Genomic DNA, 16,027 nt, shown 5'->3' on the forward strand with positions numbered 1-16,027 from the left:
AAGCACAATGTTCGATTACGACTTCATGGTGAATGCATTTGCGGCGTCGGGCATCGTCGCGGTGCTTTCGGGGATCGTCGGGTACTTTCTCGTGCTGCGCGGACAGACTTTCGCGGGTCACGCGCTTTCGCACGTCGGCTTCACGGGCGCGACCGGCGCGGTGCTGCTCGGCATGCCGCCGCTCTGGGGCATGGTCGGCTTTACGCTCGCGGCGGGCGTCGGCATGGGCGCGCTGGGCGAGCGGCTGTCGGGCCGCGATGTCGCGATCGGCGTGATTCTTTCGCTATCGCTCGGGTTCGGGCTGCTGTTCCTGCACTTCTTCACCGCGTATGCGACGCAGGCCACGGCGCTGTTGTTCGGCAACGTGCTCGGCGTGAGTCATCAGACGCTTGTGGTGCTTGCGGGGCTCGCGGTCGTGAGTCTCGTCGCACTCGCGTTCATCATGCGGCCGCTGTTGTTTGCGTCGTTGCAGCCGGAGCTGGCCGAAGCCAAGGGCGTGTCGCTGCGGCTCGTGTCGGTGCTGTTTCTTGCGATCACCGCGCTTGCGGTGGCGGCGTGTACGCAGATCGTTGGCGTGTTGCTGGTTTTTGCGTTGATGGTGGGGCCGGCGGCCGCCGCGCAGAATGTGACGACGCGGCTTTCGTCAGGGTTGGTGCTCGCGGCGTTGTTCGCGCTCGGGCAAGCTTGGGTGGGGCTTACGCTTGCTTATTACACCGACTGGCCGACTAGTTTTTGGATCACTATGCTGGCTGCGGTGGTTTATGGGGGGAGTTTGGTGGGGCGGCGGGGGCATTGAGGTTTTTTGTTTTTTTTTGCCGGATCCCGTAGTCGTGTCGGTTTATTAGCACTGCCCCTCCCCGGGGCGGGGGTAACTTTCTTTGCTGCTGCAAAGAAAGTCACCAAAGAAAGCAGCTCTCTCACCGCCCGCGGTCACACGCACGTTGGCCACTTTTCTCCTCGGGGAACGGCCCTCGCCTAAAGAGTGCCCTCACAGGACCAATCGGGTTTGGATCGCGCACGGTCTGACAAGCCATAACTTTTGGCGCGCTGGTTCAGCACGAAATAGCTTCGGCACAGCGCTGCGCGCTGCCGCTGGGTATGCAAGGGAAACCAGTGGGACACAAATGCGCACGCAAACCCGCTCTTCCCATCGGCCGCGAAGCGGGCTGGAGCTTGAAATGGCTGTACCAGTTTGTTGAGTGGTGCGATGTGACGGACCGTGCGCGATCCAAGCCCGCTTGGTCCTTCGAGGGCGACACTTAGGCGAGTGCCGCCTTGAAGGAGAAAAATGGCCAACGTGCGTGTGACCGCGGGCGGTGACAAAGCTGCTTTCTTTGGTGACTTTCTTTGCAGCAGCAAAGAAAGTTACCCCCGCCCCGGGGAGGGGCAGAGCCAATAGACCGACACGAATACAAGCTTCACGAACGAATACAACCTTCACGACGAAAAAAACTCACCGACACAAAACCCGCGCATGATGCGCCACATGCTCCCCGACAAAAGTCGAGATAAAGAAATACCCATGATCGTAGCCTTCGTGCCGCCGCACGACCACCCGATCATGCCCCGCCGCCTGAGCATTCCGCTCCAGCACCTCAGGATGCAGCTGCTCCGCAAGAAACTGATCCGCCAGTCCCTGATCGATCAGAATCCCCCCTTCGAACCGTGACGCCGCATCGCCGGAAATCAACTCGCTGGCATCGTACTGCGCCCAGGCCGCACGATCATCCCCGAGATAGCCGGTAAAAGCCTTCACTCCCCAGGGACACGTCGAAGGCGCCGCGATCGGCGCAAACGCCGACACGCTGCAATACACATCCGGATTGCGCAACGCAAGCACGAGCGCCCCGTGCCCGCCCATCGAATGCCCGAAGATGCCAAGCCGGTCCCCACGCACCGGCAACTCCGCCAGCACGACCTCCCGCAATTCCTGCGTCACGTACGAATACATCCGATAACGCCCCGCCCACGGCTCACGCGTCGCATCGACATAAAATCCCGCGCCGACGCCAAAGTCCCACGCATCCTTCTCGCCGGGAATCTCCGCGCCGCGCGGGCTCGTGTCCGGCGCGATCAGCGCGATGCCATGCTCCGCCGCGTAACGCTGCGCGCCCGCCTTGATCGGGAACGTCTCTTCCGTGCACGTGAGGCCGGCGAGATAAAACAGCGCCGGCACCTTGCCCGACGCCGCGCCCGCAGGCAGGAAAACCGAGAACCGCATCGGCAGGCCGATCGTCTTCGATTCGTGACGATAGATGCGCTGCACGCCATCGAAACAACGATGTTCTTCCACCAGTTCCAGCATCGACTTCTCCTCGATCAATAGATGACGACGGAACGGATCGACTCGCCCTTCTTCATGAGGTCGAAGCCGTCGTTGATCTGCTCCAGCTTGAGATGATGTGTGATCAGATCGTCGATGTTGATCTTCCCTTCCATGTACCAGTCGACGATCTTCGGCACGTCGGTCCGGCCGCGCGCGCCGCCGAAAGCCGAGCCCTTCCATTCGCGGCCCGTGACGAGCTGAAACGAACGCGTGCTGATCTCTTCGCCCGCCGCCGCCACGCCGATGATGAACGACTGGCCCCAGCCCTTGTGCGTGCATTCCAGCGCCTGACGCATGAGCTTCACGTTGCCGACGCATTCGAACGAATAATCGGCGCCGCCATCGGTGAGCTGCACGATGTGGTCGACGACGTTCTCCACGTCCTTCGGGTTGATGAAGTGCGTCATGCCGAACTTCTTCGCGAGCTCGACGCGCCCCGGATTGATATCGACGCCGATGATCTTGTCCGCGCCGACCATCTTCGCGCCCTGAATCACGTTCAGCCCGATGCCGCCCAGACCGAACACGACGACATTCGCGCCCGCCTCGACCTTCGCCGAATACACGACCGCGCCGACGCCCGTGGTCACGCCGCAGCCGATGTAGCAGATCTTGTCGAACGGCGCGTCTTCACGCACTTTCGCCACCGCGATCTCGGGCACGACGATGTAGTTCGAAAACGTCGATGTCCCCATGTAGTGAAAGAGCGGCTTGCCGTCGAGCGAAAAGCGCGAGGTCGCATCGGGCATCAGGCCTTTGCCCTGCGTCGCGCGGATCGCCTGACAGAGATTCGTCTTGCGCGACAGACAGAACTTGCATTGCCGGCATTCCGGCGTGTAGAGGGGAATGACGTGATCGCCCTTCTTCAGCGTGCCGACGCCCGGGCCCACGTCCACGATCACGCCCGCGCCTTCGTGCCCGAGAATCGCCGGGAAAATGCCTTCGGGATCAGCGCCCGACAGCGTGTAGTAATCGGTATGGCAGATGCCCGTCGCTTTCACCTCGATCAGCACTTCACCCGCGCGCGGGCCCTCGAGATCGACTTCCTCGATCGTGAGCGGCGCGCCCGCCTTCCATGCGATTGCTGCTTTCGTCTTCATCGTTCGGCTCCCGGTTATGAATGTCTTCAGCGCACGACGTTCAGGACTTCGTAGCATGCGCCCATCGTGTGATAGTCGGTCTTTCCGGCCGGGCTTTTCTCGTCGCTGTACTGGCGGTTGTCGCGCGTGAGGATGCGATACCACGCGCCCCACTTGTGATCGACGAAATGCGCCCAGCTATAGGTCCACAAGCGGTCGTAATCGTTCCAGTAGCGCGCGGCAAGCGCGGCGTCGCCATCGCGTTGCGCGCGATCCGCGAGCAAGGCCGCCGCCGCGAGCGATTCCGCCTGCACCCAGAAGTATTTGTCCTCGTCGTAGAACTTGCCGTCGGGATCGAAGCCGTACACCATGCCGCCGTGCTCGTGGTCCCATGAAAGCGCCAGCGCGCGATCGAACAACTCCCGCGCGCGCGTTGCATGCCACGGCGCGGGCCGGTGACGGTCGAGAATCAGCAACAGCTTCGCCCATTCGGTCTGATGGCCCGGCTGAAAGCCCCACGGCCTGAAGATGTTGCTGCGATCGCCCTTGTTGTAGTCCCAGTCGATCGACCAATCCGGCTTGTAGTGCTCCCACACGAGCCCGCCCGCGAGCGACGCCTGACGGTTCACCATATTGTCCGCGAGCAAGGCCGCGCGATCGAGATAGCGCGCTTCGCCCGTCGCCTCGAATGCGGCGAGCAGCGCCTCGCAGGCATGCATGTTCGCGTTCTGGCCGCGATAGTCCGACACGCGCCAGTCCGCGCTCGCTTCGTCCTTGTAAAGACCATGCTGCGCGTCCCAGAAGCGCGATTCCATCACGTTCCAGGTTTCGTCGAGATACGCGCGCGCTTCGTCGAAACCGGCTTCGACGGCTTTCGCATAGGCGAGCACGACGAACGCGAGGCCGTAGCAATGATTGGTCGCATCGGTGACGTCGCGGCCGTTCAGCGTCCACGCATAGCCGCCCGTCTGCGGATTGCGATGAAACGCGCGCAGATATTCGATGCCATGCGCCACGCCGCCGCGATATTCGTCGAGCCCGAAATGCTTGTACGCCATCGCGTAGTTGAAGACGAAGCGCGTGCTCGACACGAGATGCCGCGACGTGCGGTCATAGACCGTGCCGTCGTTCTTGTAGAAGTGATAGAAGCCGCCCGCCGGGTCCATGCAGTGCGGGTGATAGAAGGTCATCGTGCGCAATGCGTGATCGAGCAGGAACGCGCGCGAGCGGAAATCAGGATGCGACGGTGTGGATGCGGCCATGGCAGATTTCGATGTGATCGTGATGAAGCAGGCATCGTGAGCGCCCATATGAAGCCGCGCTTCATGAGCGGGGACGACGCGCTTCCGCAGAGCGCCCAAGTTTAAGCGGACTTGCGATTCGGCGCGAACCAGTCTTCGGCACGCCTGTACAGACCGATGAAACGCGCGAACCGATCGTCGAGGGATGCATCCGCGCGCGGCGTCGCGGCGAGCGTGGCGCCAGGCGCAAGCGAACCGAGATCGTTGACGCGCCAGTGGCCCGCCACGATGCCGCCGAGCATCGCCGCACCGCGCGTCGCGGCGTTCGGGCAATCGACGGCGTGCAGCTCGACGCGCAGTGCATCCGCGAGCAGTTGCCGCCAACGCGGATCGACCGAGCCGCCGCCCGCAAGCCGCATCGCGTCAAGCGGCGTGCCGTTCTCGCGGATGGCGTCCAGTCCGGCACGCAATGCGAATGCCACGCCTTCGAACGCGGCGCGCATCAAGGTGCCGCGCGTGTCGTCGAGACCGAGGCCGAGCCAGCCGCCGCGCGCGTCCGGGTTCATCCACGGCGAACGCTCGCCGCTCAGATACGGCAGGAAGCTCACCGATGCGCTCGCGTTCGCGCCGAACGCGTCGTCATACGCGTCGGGCCAGGACGCATAGCCGAGCCAGCCGCGCACCGCCTCCAGCGCGACGCCGACGTTCTGCATCGCCGCCATGCGATACCACGCGGGCGTCGCCGCGCGATAGGTATGCAGGCCGTGCACAGGCGCCGGCGCGTCGGCGCACAGGACGACGATCTGACCGCCGGTGCCGGTGGTGAGCAGCGCGTCCCCATCGGACGACAGGCCGCTGCCGAGCGCGGCGCAGGGCGTATCGCCCGCGCCGACGGCCATCGGAATGCCCGCGCGCAAGCCCAGTTCCGAAGCCGCTTCCTTCGACAACGCGCCGCCGCGTTCATGCGATGCCGCAAGCGGCGCGAACCATGCGCGCGGCAAGCCGAGCCGCTCGATGAGCACGTCGTCCCACGCGCCGGATGGCGTCGCGAGCGCGGTGGCGCAGGCATCGGAGGCATCGGTGACGAAGCTCGCGGGCGCGCCGCCGCCAAGCTTCACGCGCAGCCAGTCTTTCGGCTGCAAGGCCCAGCGGGTTTCGGCCGCGACCTGCGGTTCGTTTTGCACGAGCCAGCGCAGCAACGGCCCCGCCATGCCGGGCGCGACCGGATTCGGCTGCGGCGGGCCCCACGCGTCGAGCAGATCGCGGGCGCGCGTGTCGGGCCAGAGCATCGCGGCGCGCAACGCGCGGCCATCGGCGGCGGTCGGCACGACGCCGTGCATCTGTCCGGAGAAACCGATCGCGCTTACCGCGTCGCGCTCGTTCGCGGGCAGACGCGAAGCGGCATCGACGAGCGCCGAGTACCATGCATCGACGGTGGTTTCGGCCCAGCCGGGATGCGCGCTCGTGACCGCGTACGCCGCATTGGCGAACGCGATTTCGCGCCCGTCTTCGTCGACGATGGCGAGTTTGAGAGAGCCCGTACCGAGATCGATGCCTAAAAAACGCATGGGATGTCGAGTCTGAAAAGACGTTAGGGAAAACGCGTAAATCGCGGGTTTACCCCGCCATCGCGCGACGAAGGCGAAAAACGGACTATACGCGCCGCGTGATGCACATCATAACGAGCGCCCGAAGATTGCGACCTTCCGTCACGCGACGAAATTCCTTGCGCATGCGTCGAACGCCTTGTGGCAAGGGCTTGCGCACGTTTGCGCCACCGGTGGCGCGCGAAACCCATATCGCCCCGCGAACGCGACGTATAGCGCCGTGCGGTCTTGTTCGTGCTTTTTTATGCCCGTAACTTGGAGGCCATTCAAACGGATTGGCAAACAAGGAGAGAGACATGGCGTTGGGTTCGACAGATTCCAGGGTGCATCCCGTCGACGAGCGGTTGCCGACCGGCCAGTTGCTGACACTCGGCATTCAGCACGTTCTCGTGATGTACGCGGGCGCCGTCGCGGTGCCGCTGATCCTCGGCGCCGCGATGAACCTGCCGAAAGACCAGATCGCGTTCCTCATCAGCGCGGATCTGTTTTCGTGCGGCGTCGCCACCTTGATCCAGACGCTCGGTTTGTGGATCTTCGGCATTCGCCTCCCTGTCATCATGGGCTGCACCTTCGCCGCCGTCGGCCCGATGGTCGCGATCGGCACGAATCCCTCGCTCGGCATTCTCGACGTGTTCGGCGCGACGATCGCGGCGGGCGTGATCGGCATCGTGCTCGCGCCGATGATCGGCAAGCTCTTGCGCTTTTTCCCGCCGGTCGTGGTCGGCACCGTGATCGCGGTGATCGGGCTTTCGCTGATGGGCGTGGGCATCAACTGGGCAGCGGGCGGCATCGGCAATCCCGACTACGGCAATCCGGTGTATCTGCTGCTCTCGCTCGTCGTGCTTTCGCTGATTCTGCTCATCAACAAGTTCGCGCGCGGCTTCATCGCGAATATTTCGGTGCTGCTCGGCATTGTCGTGGGCTTCGGCATTGCCGCGATGCTCGGCCGCGTGAACATGGAAGGCGTCGCGCACGCACCGTGGGTCGGCATCGTGCTGCCGTTTCACTTCGGCATGCCGCATTTCGACGCGCTTTCCGTGGCGACGATGGTCATCGTCATGTTCGTGACGTTCATCGAATCGACCGGCATGTTCCTCGCGGTCGGCGATCTGGTCGAGCGTCCCGTCGATCAGAAGGCGCTCGTGCGCGGCTTGCGTGTCGATGGGCTCGGCACGTTGATCGGCGGCATCTTCAACTCGTTTCCGCATACCTCGTTTTCGCAGAATGTCGGTCTGATCGGCGTGACGGGCGTGAAGAGCCGTTTCGTCTGCGCGACGGGCGGCGTGATTCTCGTGGCGCTCGGCCTCTTTCCGAAGATGGCGCAGGTCGTGGCTTCGGTGCCGCCGTTCGTGCTCGGCGGCGCGGGCATCGTGATGTTCGGCATGGTGGCGGCGAACGGCATCAAGACGCTTTCGCGCGTGGACTTTTCGAAGAACCAGCACAATCTGTTCATTGTCGCGGTGAGTGTCGGCATGGGGATGGTGCCGGTGGTCGCGCCGAAGTTCTTCACGCAACTGCCGCACGCGCTCGAACCGATTCTGCATAGCGGGATCTTGCTGGCTTCGGTGACGGCGGTGGTGCTGAACATCGTGTTCAACGGCGTGCGCAAGGAACGCCAGGCGCGCCGCGAAGCGCACGAAGCCGCGCACGAGTTCGAAGGCGCGGCGCATGCGGGCGATGCGCATTGAGGAGTTTGGGCTGTGCTTGCTGGGTGTTTGCGTTGTGCGCCGCGGTGGGAGCCGCGGCGTTTTTTTTGCTGACGAAATGAACAACACCCCAGACGCCGAAGTTCGATCGTCTGGGGTGTTCCAATGAGGCGAAGCACGCCTTGAGGCGAAGCGCTAGCCCGCCCCCACCTCCCGCGGCACATCTCCCGTCCGCTCGATCCACCCGCCGCCCAACGCCTGATACAGCGTCACGAGATTGGCGAGCCGCTGCGTCCGCGCAGCAATCAAGGTCTGCTGCACAGCGTAGAGATCCTGCTGCGCGGTCAGCACACCGAGATAACTATCGACGCCCTGCCTGTAGCGCAGCGCCGAAAGATCGAGACGCCGCTGCTGCGCGGCCGTATCGCGCTCGAGCGCCGCGATTTGCTGATCGAACGTGCCGCGCGCGGCGAGCCCGTCCGCGACATCGCGGAACGCCGACTGAATCGTCTTCTCGTACTGCGCGACTTCGATCTTCTTCTCGATGTTCGCGAGATCGAGATTCGCCAGGTTCTGCCCGCCTTCGAAGATCGGCAACGTAATGGTCGGCGCGAAACCCCACGCCGCCGAGCCCGCCGCGAACAATCCGCCGAGCGTCGGGCTCAGCGTGCCGAAGCTGCCGGTCAGCGAAATGCGCGGGAAAAACGCCGCGCGCGCCGCGCCGATATTGGCATTCGCCGCGAGCAGGTTCTGCTCCGCCTCCATGATGTCCGGCCGCCGCAGCAGCAGATCCGACGGCACGCCCGCCGGAATGTCCGTGAGCAGCTTCTGGCCGTCGAGCGGCATGCCGCCCGGCAGGTCGGCGGGCATCGGCTCGCCGAGCAGCAGCACGAGCGCATTCACCGCCTGCGCCCGCGCGCGCTCCTGCGCCTGAAGGTTCGCCGCCGCGCTCTCCATCACCGTGCTCGCCTGGCTCACATCGAGCTCCGACGCCGCGCCATTGTCGAACTGCAGCTTCACGATGCGGTACGAATCGCTCGCGCTCTTCAAGGTCTGACGCGTGACGGCGAGCAGATCATCGGCTTGCAGCACTTGCAGATACTGCGTCGCCACTTGCGACACCAGCGAAATCTCCACCGCCTTGCGCGCGTAGCCGGTCGCGAAGTACTTCGCGAGCGCCTGATCCTTCAGGCTCTGCACGCGGCCGAACAAGTCGATCTCCCACGACGCGTTCAGTCCCACCGAATACGTGTTCTGAATCGTCTGGTTGAATAACGACATGTTCGCCGGCGTGCGCTGCTTCGACTGGCTGCCCTGCGCCCCGAGCGTCGGGAACAGCTCCGAGCGCGTGATGCGGTACTGGGCCTGCGCGGCCTGCACGTTGAGCATCGCCACGCGCAGATCGCGGTTGTTCTTCAAGGCGATGTCGATGAGCTGCTGCAAGCGCACATCGACGAAGAAATCGCGCCAGCCGATATCCGCCGCAAACGCGCCGTTCGCCGTGCGCGCGCCGCCATGCGCCGCGGCTGGCTGCGTCGCGTAGACGCCGCCCGTCGGAAAGCTCGACGACACCGGGGCCGCCGGGCGCTCGTACTTCGGCGCCATCGTGCAGCCGGTCGCCAGTGCGGCGATGGCCGCCGCAATCAAGGAAAGTCTACGCATGTCAATGTCCTTCGTTGCCCTGCTGGGCGCGCCGCTGCGCGTCATAGCGCGCGATCGCGGCAGCCGCGTCCTCCTTGTCGCCGCCGAAACGCGCGCGCACGACGACGAAGAACATCGGCACCATGAAGATCGCGATGAAGGTCGCGGTGATCATCCCGCCGATCACGCCCGTGCCGATCGCGTGCTGGCTCGCCGCGCCCGCGCCGTTGCTGATCGCGAGCGGCATCGTGCCGAGAATGAACGCGAGCGAAGTCATCAGGATCGGACGCAGGCGCAGGCGCGCCGCTTCTATCGCCGCTGTGACCGGACCCATCTTCTGCGAGACCTGAAGGTCACGCGCGAACTCGACGATCAGAATCGCGTTCTTCGCCGACAGCCCGACCGTGGTCAGCAGGCCGACCTGGAAGAACACGTCGTTCTCCAGACCGCGCAGCGAGACGGCCAGCAGTGCGCCGATCACGCCGAGCGGCACGACCATGATCACGGAGAACGGAATCGACCAGCTCTCGTACAACGCCGCGAGACACAGGAACACGACGAGAATCGAGATGCCGTACAGAACCGGCGCCTGCGAGCCGGACTGGATCTGCTGGAACGACAGCCCCGTCCACTCGTAGCCGACGCCCGCCGGCAGCTTCGCCGCGAGCGCTTCCATCGCGGCCATCGCCTGGCCGGTCGACTTGCCCGGCGCGGCAATGCCCTGAATCTCGGTCGACGAAAGGCCGTTGTAGCGTTCGAGCTTGGGCGAGCCGTAGCTCCATTCGCCCGTCGCGAATGACGAGAACGGCACCATCGAGCCCGACGAATTGCGCACGTACCAGCGATTCATGTCTTCGGGCGACATGCGGAACGGCGCGTCGCCCTGCATGTACACCTTCTTGATGCGGCTGTCGGTGTCGAGGAAGTTGTTCACGTACTTCGAGGCCCACACGATCGAGAACGTCTGGTCGATCGTGGACGGCTCGATGCCCTGCGCGAGCGCCTTCTCGCGGTCGATGTTCACCTTGAACTGCGCCGTGTCGTTCAGGCCGTTCGGACGCACCTGCGCGAGCGACGGGTCTTTCGCCGCCATGCCGAGCAGCATGTTGCGCGCTTCCATGAGCTTCTCGTGGCCGAGGCCGGCGCGATCCTGCAACTCGAAGTCGAAGCCCGACGCCGTGCCGAGTTCGGGAATCGACGGCGGATTCACCGGGAACACGAGCGCGTTCTTGTAGCCCGCGAAGCGGCCGAAGGTGCGCCCGACGAGCGCCTGAATCTTCTCGTTCGCGGCCGTGCGCTGCGCGAAGTCCTTCAGGCGCACGAACACGAGGCCGGAGTTCTGTCCGCGGCCCGCGAAGCTGAAGCCGTTCACCGTGAACACCGACTCGACGATCGAATGCTCGTCTTTCAGCAGATAGCCGGACACGTCGTCGAGCGCGCGCTGCGTCATTTCCTTCGTCGAGCCGGCCGGCGTCGCGACGAGCACGAACATCGTGCCCTGGTCTTCATCGGGCAGGAACGCCTTGGGCAGGCGCGTGAACATCAGCGCGACCGCCGCGATGATCACGAGATAGAGGATCAGAAAACGCCCCGAGCGCTTGATGACGTGCGACACGCCGGTGTGATACTTCTCCTGGCTCCGTTTGAACGTCCGGTTGAACCAGCCGAAGAAGCCAGTCGTTTTCTCCTCGTGCCCCTTCGGCAGCGGCTTCAGGAGCGTGGCGCACAGCGCGGGTGTCAGGACCATCGCGGTGAACACGGAAAGGCCCATCGCGGAGACGATCGTCAGCGAGAACTGGCGGTAGATCGCGCCCACCGAACCGCCCGTGAACGCCACCGGCACGAACACCGCCGCCAGCACGAGCGCCACGCCAATGAGCGCGCCGGTGATCTGCTCCATCGCCTTCTTCGTGGCTTCCTTGGGCGGCAGGCCCTCTTCCGACATCACACGCTCGACGTTCTCGACGACCACGATCGCGTCGTCCACCAGCAAGCCGATCGCGAGCACGAGGCCGAACATCGACAAGGTGTTGATGGAGAAGCCCAGCGCCGACATGATCGCGAACGTGCCGAGCAGCACGACCGGCACCGCGATGGTCGGGATGATCGTTGCCCGCAGGTTCTGCAGGAACAGGTACATCACGAGGAACACGAGCACGATGGCTTCGAACAGCGTCTTCACCACGTCGGCGATCGACTGCTTCACGAACGGCGTGGTGTCGTACGGATACTTCACGACGAGACCGGGCGGGAAGTACTTCGACAGTTCATCGATCTTCGCGCGCACCGCCGTCGCCGTCGCGAGCGCGTTCGCGCCCGTGGCAAGCTGAATGCCGAAGCCCGCGGCCACGCTGCCGTTGTACTGCGTCTCGAACGTGTAGTTCTCGCCGCCTAGCGCGACGCGCGCGACGTCCTTCACGCGCACTCGCGAGCCGTCCTGATTCACCTTCAGGAGCACGTTGCCGAACTGCTCGGGCGTGCGCAGCAGCGTCGCCTCGGTGATGGTCGCCTGCATGGACTGGCCCGGCACGGCCGGCGCGCCGCCAAGCTGGCCGCCCGCAACCTGCACGTTCTGCGCTTGCAGCGCGTTCTGCACGTCCACCGGCGTGAGGCCGTAGTTCGCGAGCTTGTTGGGATCGAGCCAGATGCGCATGGCGTACTGCGTGCCGAAGAGCGTCACTGTGCCCACGCCGTTGAGACGGCTGATCGGGTCCTGAACGTTCGAGGCCACGTAGTTCGCGAGGTCGTCGCGGCTCATGCTGCCGTCTTCCGACACGAACGCGAGCACGAGCAGGAAGCTGCTGCTCGACTTCGTCACGCTGATGCCAAGCTGCTGCACGACCTGCGGCAGATTGGGCGTGGCGAGCTGCAGCTTGTTCTGCACCTGAACCTGCGCGATGTCGGCATTGGTGCCCGCCGCGAACGTGAGGGTGACGGTCGCGGTGCCGCTGTCATCGGACGTGGACGATAGATACAGCAGATGGTCGAGACCGCTCATCTGCTGCTCGATCACCTGCGTGACCGTGTTTTCGACGGTCTTGGCCGATGCGCCCGGGTACATCGCGGAAATTTGAATCGCGGGCGGCGCGATGGTCGGATACTGCGCGACCGGCAGCGTCGACACCGACGCGACGCCCGCCAGCATCAGAATGATGGCGATCACCCACGCGAAGATCGGGCGATCGATGAAAAACTTGGCCATGTGGCGTGCCTCCCGTCCTTATGCGCCGGCAGCGCCGGACGCGCCCGAGGCCGCCGCGGGCTTGTCCGCGGGCTTGTCCGCGGGCTTCGCCGCGGTCTGGTCTGCGCCCGGGTTCGGCGCGGCGGGCAGATGCGCGGGCACCGCCTTCACTTCCATGCCCGGCCGCACCTTGTCGATGCCCTCGACGATCACGCGCTCACCCGCATTCAGGCCGCTGTCGACCACCCAGCTCTGGCCGTAGGTGCCCGACGTCACGAGCGGACGCAGCGCCACCTTGTTGTCCTTGCCGACGACCATCGCGAGCGCGGTGCCCTTCTGGTCGTGCGTGACGCCCTGGACCGGCACGACGATCGCCTTGGGATTCACGCCCTCCTCGATGCGCGCGCGCACGAACATGCCCGGCAGCAGCACGCGATCCGCATTCAGGAAGACAGCGCGCACCGCGACCGAGCCGGTGGACGGATCGACGGTCACATCGCTGAATTGCAGCTTGCCCTGCTCGGGATACACGCGGCCGTCTTCGAGAATCAGCGTGACTTTCGCGGCGTGCGGGCCGCTCGTCGAAAGACGGCCTTCCTGAATCTGCCGCCGCAGCTTGAGGCCGTCGAGGCTCGACTGCGTGAGATCGACGTACATCGGATCGAGCTGCTGGACGGTTGCCATCAGCGTGGCCTGCGCCGCCTGCACGTAGGCGCCCGGCGTGACCTGCGAGATCCCGACCTGCCCCGTCACGGGCGACTTCACGTCCGTGTAGCCGAGGTTGATCTGCGCGGTCTCGATGGCCGCCTTCGCCGAAGCGACATCGGCCTGCGCCTGGCCAAGCGCCGCGACCGCGTTGTCGTAGTCCTGCTTGCTGACCGCGCTTGATGCGACCAGCACCTTGTAGCGTTCGGCCTGCGCGCTCGTCGAAACGAGATTCGCCTGCGCCTTCGCATACGACGCCTTCGCGTTGTTCAGTTGTGCGATGAACGGCGCGGGGTCGATCTTGTACAGACGCTGACCGGCCTTGACGACGCTGCCCTCGGTGAACTCGCGGCGCAGCACGATTCCATCGACTCGCGCACGCACCTGCGCATCGAGGAACGCGCTCGTGCGGCCCGTCAGTTCCGCGGTGACCGGCACGGCCGCCGTGTCGAGCGTGACGACGCCCACTTCCGGCGTGTGTTGCGCCATCGGGGCATGTTTCTCTCCGCAGCCGGCCGCCAGCAGTGCGGCCGTCGTGACACCGATGAGGCGGAATGGAATCCGTTTGGGACGCATGAACGCAGACCTCCGTAAGTGCTAAAAATGAAAGACGAGCGCGCGCCCCCCGCTCATGGCGGGACGCGCACGCGACGTGTTCAGTGCGATGCGAGCAAACAGAAGGCGGCGCTGGCCAAGCCAATGGGCCGGATGCGCGTCGTAAATGGCTGTTCACCGCGTCGCATGGCAAAGCGCCGCCGGACCATCCGGCGGAGTCATCCCCGCCTCGGGATGAAAGCCATATTTTTTGGATACCTAAATGAAATTCGCTCTCGGGCGACAGTCTTCGAGCCGGATGCAGCGATGGCTGAGACAAGCAGCCGATTATAGAGATCGCCCGCGCCGAGACTGACTAAACGGCAGGCATAACTGTGATAATTTGACTCTGATTAAAACAAATGCGGTAAAGGCGCGCAGCGGCCTATACCGCACGGCGAATTCCCGCGCGATTGCGAGCGCGCATGAAAAAGCCCGGCGCGAGGCCGGGCTCTATTGCATCGTGTCGACGCGGCTTCAGCTCGCCGCGGGCGCCGAGGCGGGTTGCGGCGGCGCGCCTTGCGAGCCGTAGTCGACGGGCGCATCCGCCGGGCGCGGGGCATCGCCGGAGCGCTCGATCCATCCGCCGCCCAGGAACTGATACAGATCGACGAGGTTGGTCAGGCGGTTCAGGCGCGCCGTGATGAGCAACTGCTGCGCCTCGTAGAGCGCCGTCTGCGCGGTCAGCACCGCCAGATAGCTGTCCACGCCGTTGCGATAGCGCAAGTCCGACAGCTCCAGCCGGCGGCTCTGCGAATTCACGAAGCGTTCGAGCGACTTGATCTGCTCGTCGAAGGTGCCGCGCGCGGCGAGACCGTCGGCGACTTCGCGGAAGGCCGTCTGGATCGCCTTCTCGTAATTGGCGATCTCGATGCGCTTCTGCACGTTCGCGAGATCGAGATTGGCCCTGTTCTGGCCGCCCTCGAAGATCGGCACCGTGATCTGCGGCGCGAACGACCACGCCGCCGACCCCGGCTTGAACAGGCCGCCGAGCGTGGGCGAGAGCGTGCCGAAGCTGCCCGTCAGCGACACGCGCGGGAAGAACGCCGCGCGCGCCGCGCCGATGTTCGCGTTCGCCGCAAGCAGCGACTGCTCGGCCGCCGCGATGTCAGGACGGCGCGCGAGCAGATCGGACGGCAGTCCCGCGGGAATGTCGGAGAGCAGATTCTGCGTGTCGAGCGGCATGCCCGCCGGCAGATCGGCCGGCAGCGGCTCGCCCACCAGCAGCACGAGCGCGTTTTCCGCCTGCGCGCGCAGACGCGACTGCGTTTGCAGATTCGCCTGCGCCTCTTCGACGACGCCCTCCGACTGGCGCAGATCCAGTTCGGTGCCGGTGCCGTTCTCGTATTGCAGCTTCGTGATGCGGAACGACTCCTGCGCGGTCTTGAGCGTGTTCTGCGTGACGGTGAGCGCGTCGTCGAAGGCGAGCATCGTCAGATACTGGTCCGCCACCGACGACACCAGCGCGATCTCCGCCGCCTTGCGCGATTCCGCCGTCGACAGATACTGCGCGAGCGCCTGATCCTTCAGGCTGCGGATGCGCCCGAAGAAGTCGATTTCCCACGACGCGTTCAGACCGACCGAATACGTGTTGGAGATCGTGTTGCCGAAGAACGAGAGATTCTTCGGCGTGCGCTGCTTGCTCTGCGACGCGCTGGCATCGAGCGTCGGGAAGAGCGCCGCGCGCGTGATCTGATACTGCGCGCGCGACGCCTCGACGTTGAGCACCGAGACGCGCAGGTCGCGGTTGTTCTTCAGCGCGAGCTCGACGATCCTCTGCAGGCGCGCATCGGCAAAAAAGTCGCGCCAGCCGATGTCCGGCGCACTCTGCCCGTTCGCGGTGCGGCCATTGCTCGCCGTCGACGACGCATCCGGCTGGTGCGCGTACACGCCGCCTTCCGGAAACGTCTGCGCGACGGGCGCCGCCGGCTGCTCGTACTTCGGCTGCAGCGTGCAGCCGGCGGCGAGCATGGCCGCGGCGGCCGCGATCAACGAATGTTTAATCAT

Annotated in this window: 10 protein-coding genes; 2 read left to right on the forward strand and 8 right to left on the reverse strand. The window is 64.8% G+C overall.

Annotation, left to right across the window (positions count from 1 at the left end; all coding sequences use genetic code 11):
* The first annotated feature begins 7 nt into the window (after nucleotides 1–7).
* The gene (locus LY284_RS09990) at nucleotides 8–796 is read left to right on the forward strand and encodes a metal ABC transporter permease (protein WP_045450384.1); all 789 of its coding nucleotides are present in this window, start codon (nucleotides 8–10) and stop codon (nucleotides 794–796) included.
* A gap of 657 nt (nucleotides 797–1,453) precedes the next feature.
* Here the strand turns inward: LY284_RS09990 and fghA are convergent.
* From fghA to LY284_RS10010, 4 genes are all read right to left on the reverse strand, one after another.
* The gene (gene fghA, locus LY284_RS09995) at nucleotides 1,454–2,305 is read right to left on the reverse strand and encodes an S-formylglutathione hydrolase (RefSeq protein ID WP_045451868.1); all 852 of its coding nucleotides are present in this window, start codon (nucleotides 2,303–2,305) and stop codon (nucleotides 1,454–1,456) included.
* A 14-nt stretch (nucleotides 2,306–2,319) separates the two neighbouring features.
* Nucleotides 2,320–3,426: an S-(hydroxymethyl)glutathione dehydrogenase/class III alcohol dehydrogenase gene (locus LY284_RS10000; protein ID WP_045450383.1), complete on the reverse strand. Its 1,107-nt coding sequence runs from the start codon at nucleotides 3,424–3,426 to the stop codon at nucleotides 2,320–2,322.
* A gap of 26 nt (nucleotides 3,427–3,452) precedes the next feature.
* Nucleotides 3,453–4,667 carry an AGE family epimerase/isomerase gene (locus LY284_RS10005; RefSeq protein ID WP_045451865.1) on the reverse strand — a complete coding sequence of 405 codons (1,215 nt, stop codon included), beginning with the start codon at nucleotides 4,665–4,667 and terminating at the stop codon, nucleotides 3,453–3,455.
* 101 nt (nucleotides 4,668–4,768) lie between these two features.
* Nucleotides 4,769–6,214: a xylulokinase gene (locus tag LY284_RS10010; protein ID WP_045450382.1), complete on the reverse strand. Its 1,446-nt coding sequence runs from the start codon at nucleotides 6,212–6,214 to the stop codon at nucleotides 4,769–4,771.
* Between the two features lie 335 nt (nucleotides 6,215–6,549).
* Between LY284_RS10010 and LY284_RS10015 the strand changes: the two genes are divergently transcribed.
* Entirely contained in the window at nucleotides 6,550–7,941 is a 1,392-nt protein-coding gene (locus LY284_RS10015; RefSeq protein WP_041730158.1) for a nucleobase:cation symporter-2 family protein, read from the forward strand.
* Nucleotides 7,942–8,094: 153 nt separating this feature from the next.
* On the opposite strand, the gene LY284_RS10020 is transcribed toward LY284_RS10015, so the two are convergent.
* From LY284_RS10020 to LY284_RS10035, 4 genes are all read right to left on the reverse strand, one after another.
* The gene (locus tag LY284_RS10020; protein ID WP_045450381.1) at nucleotides 8,095–9,561 is read right to left on the reverse strand and encodes an efflux transporter outer membrane subunit; all 1,467 of its coding nucleotides are present in this window, start codon (nucleotides 9,559–9,561) and stop codon (nucleotides 8,095–8,097) included.
* Nucleotide 9,562: 1 nt separating this feature from the next.
* Nucleotides 9,563–12,742, reverse strand: coding sequence for an efflux RND transporter permease subunit (locus LY284_RS10025; RefSeq protein ID WP_045450380.1), 3,180 nt, complete (start codon nucleotides 12,740–12,742; stop codon nucleotides 9,563–9,565).
* Between the two features lie 18 nt (nucleotides 12,743–12,760).
* Nucleotides 12,761–14,002: an efflux RND transporter periplasmic adaptor subunit gene (locus LY284_RS10030; protein ID WP_045450379.1), complete on the reverse strand. Its 1,242-nt coding sequence runs from the start codon at nucleotides 14,000–14,002 to the stop codon at nucleotides 12,761–12,763.
* A 495-nt stretch (nucleotides 14,003–14,497) separates the two neighbouring features.
* Entirely contained in the window at nucleotides 14,498–16,027 is a 1,530-nt protein-coding gene (locus tag LY284_RS10035) for an efflux transporter outer membrane subunit (RefSeq protein ID WP_045450378.1), read from the reverse strand.

The sequence above is a fragment of the Caballeronia sp. PC1 genome (assembly GCF_021353155.1).
Taxonomy (GTDB): domain Bacteria; phylum Pseudomonadota; class Gammaproteobacteria; order Burkholderiales; family Burkholderiaceae; genus Caballeronia; species Caballeronia cordobensis.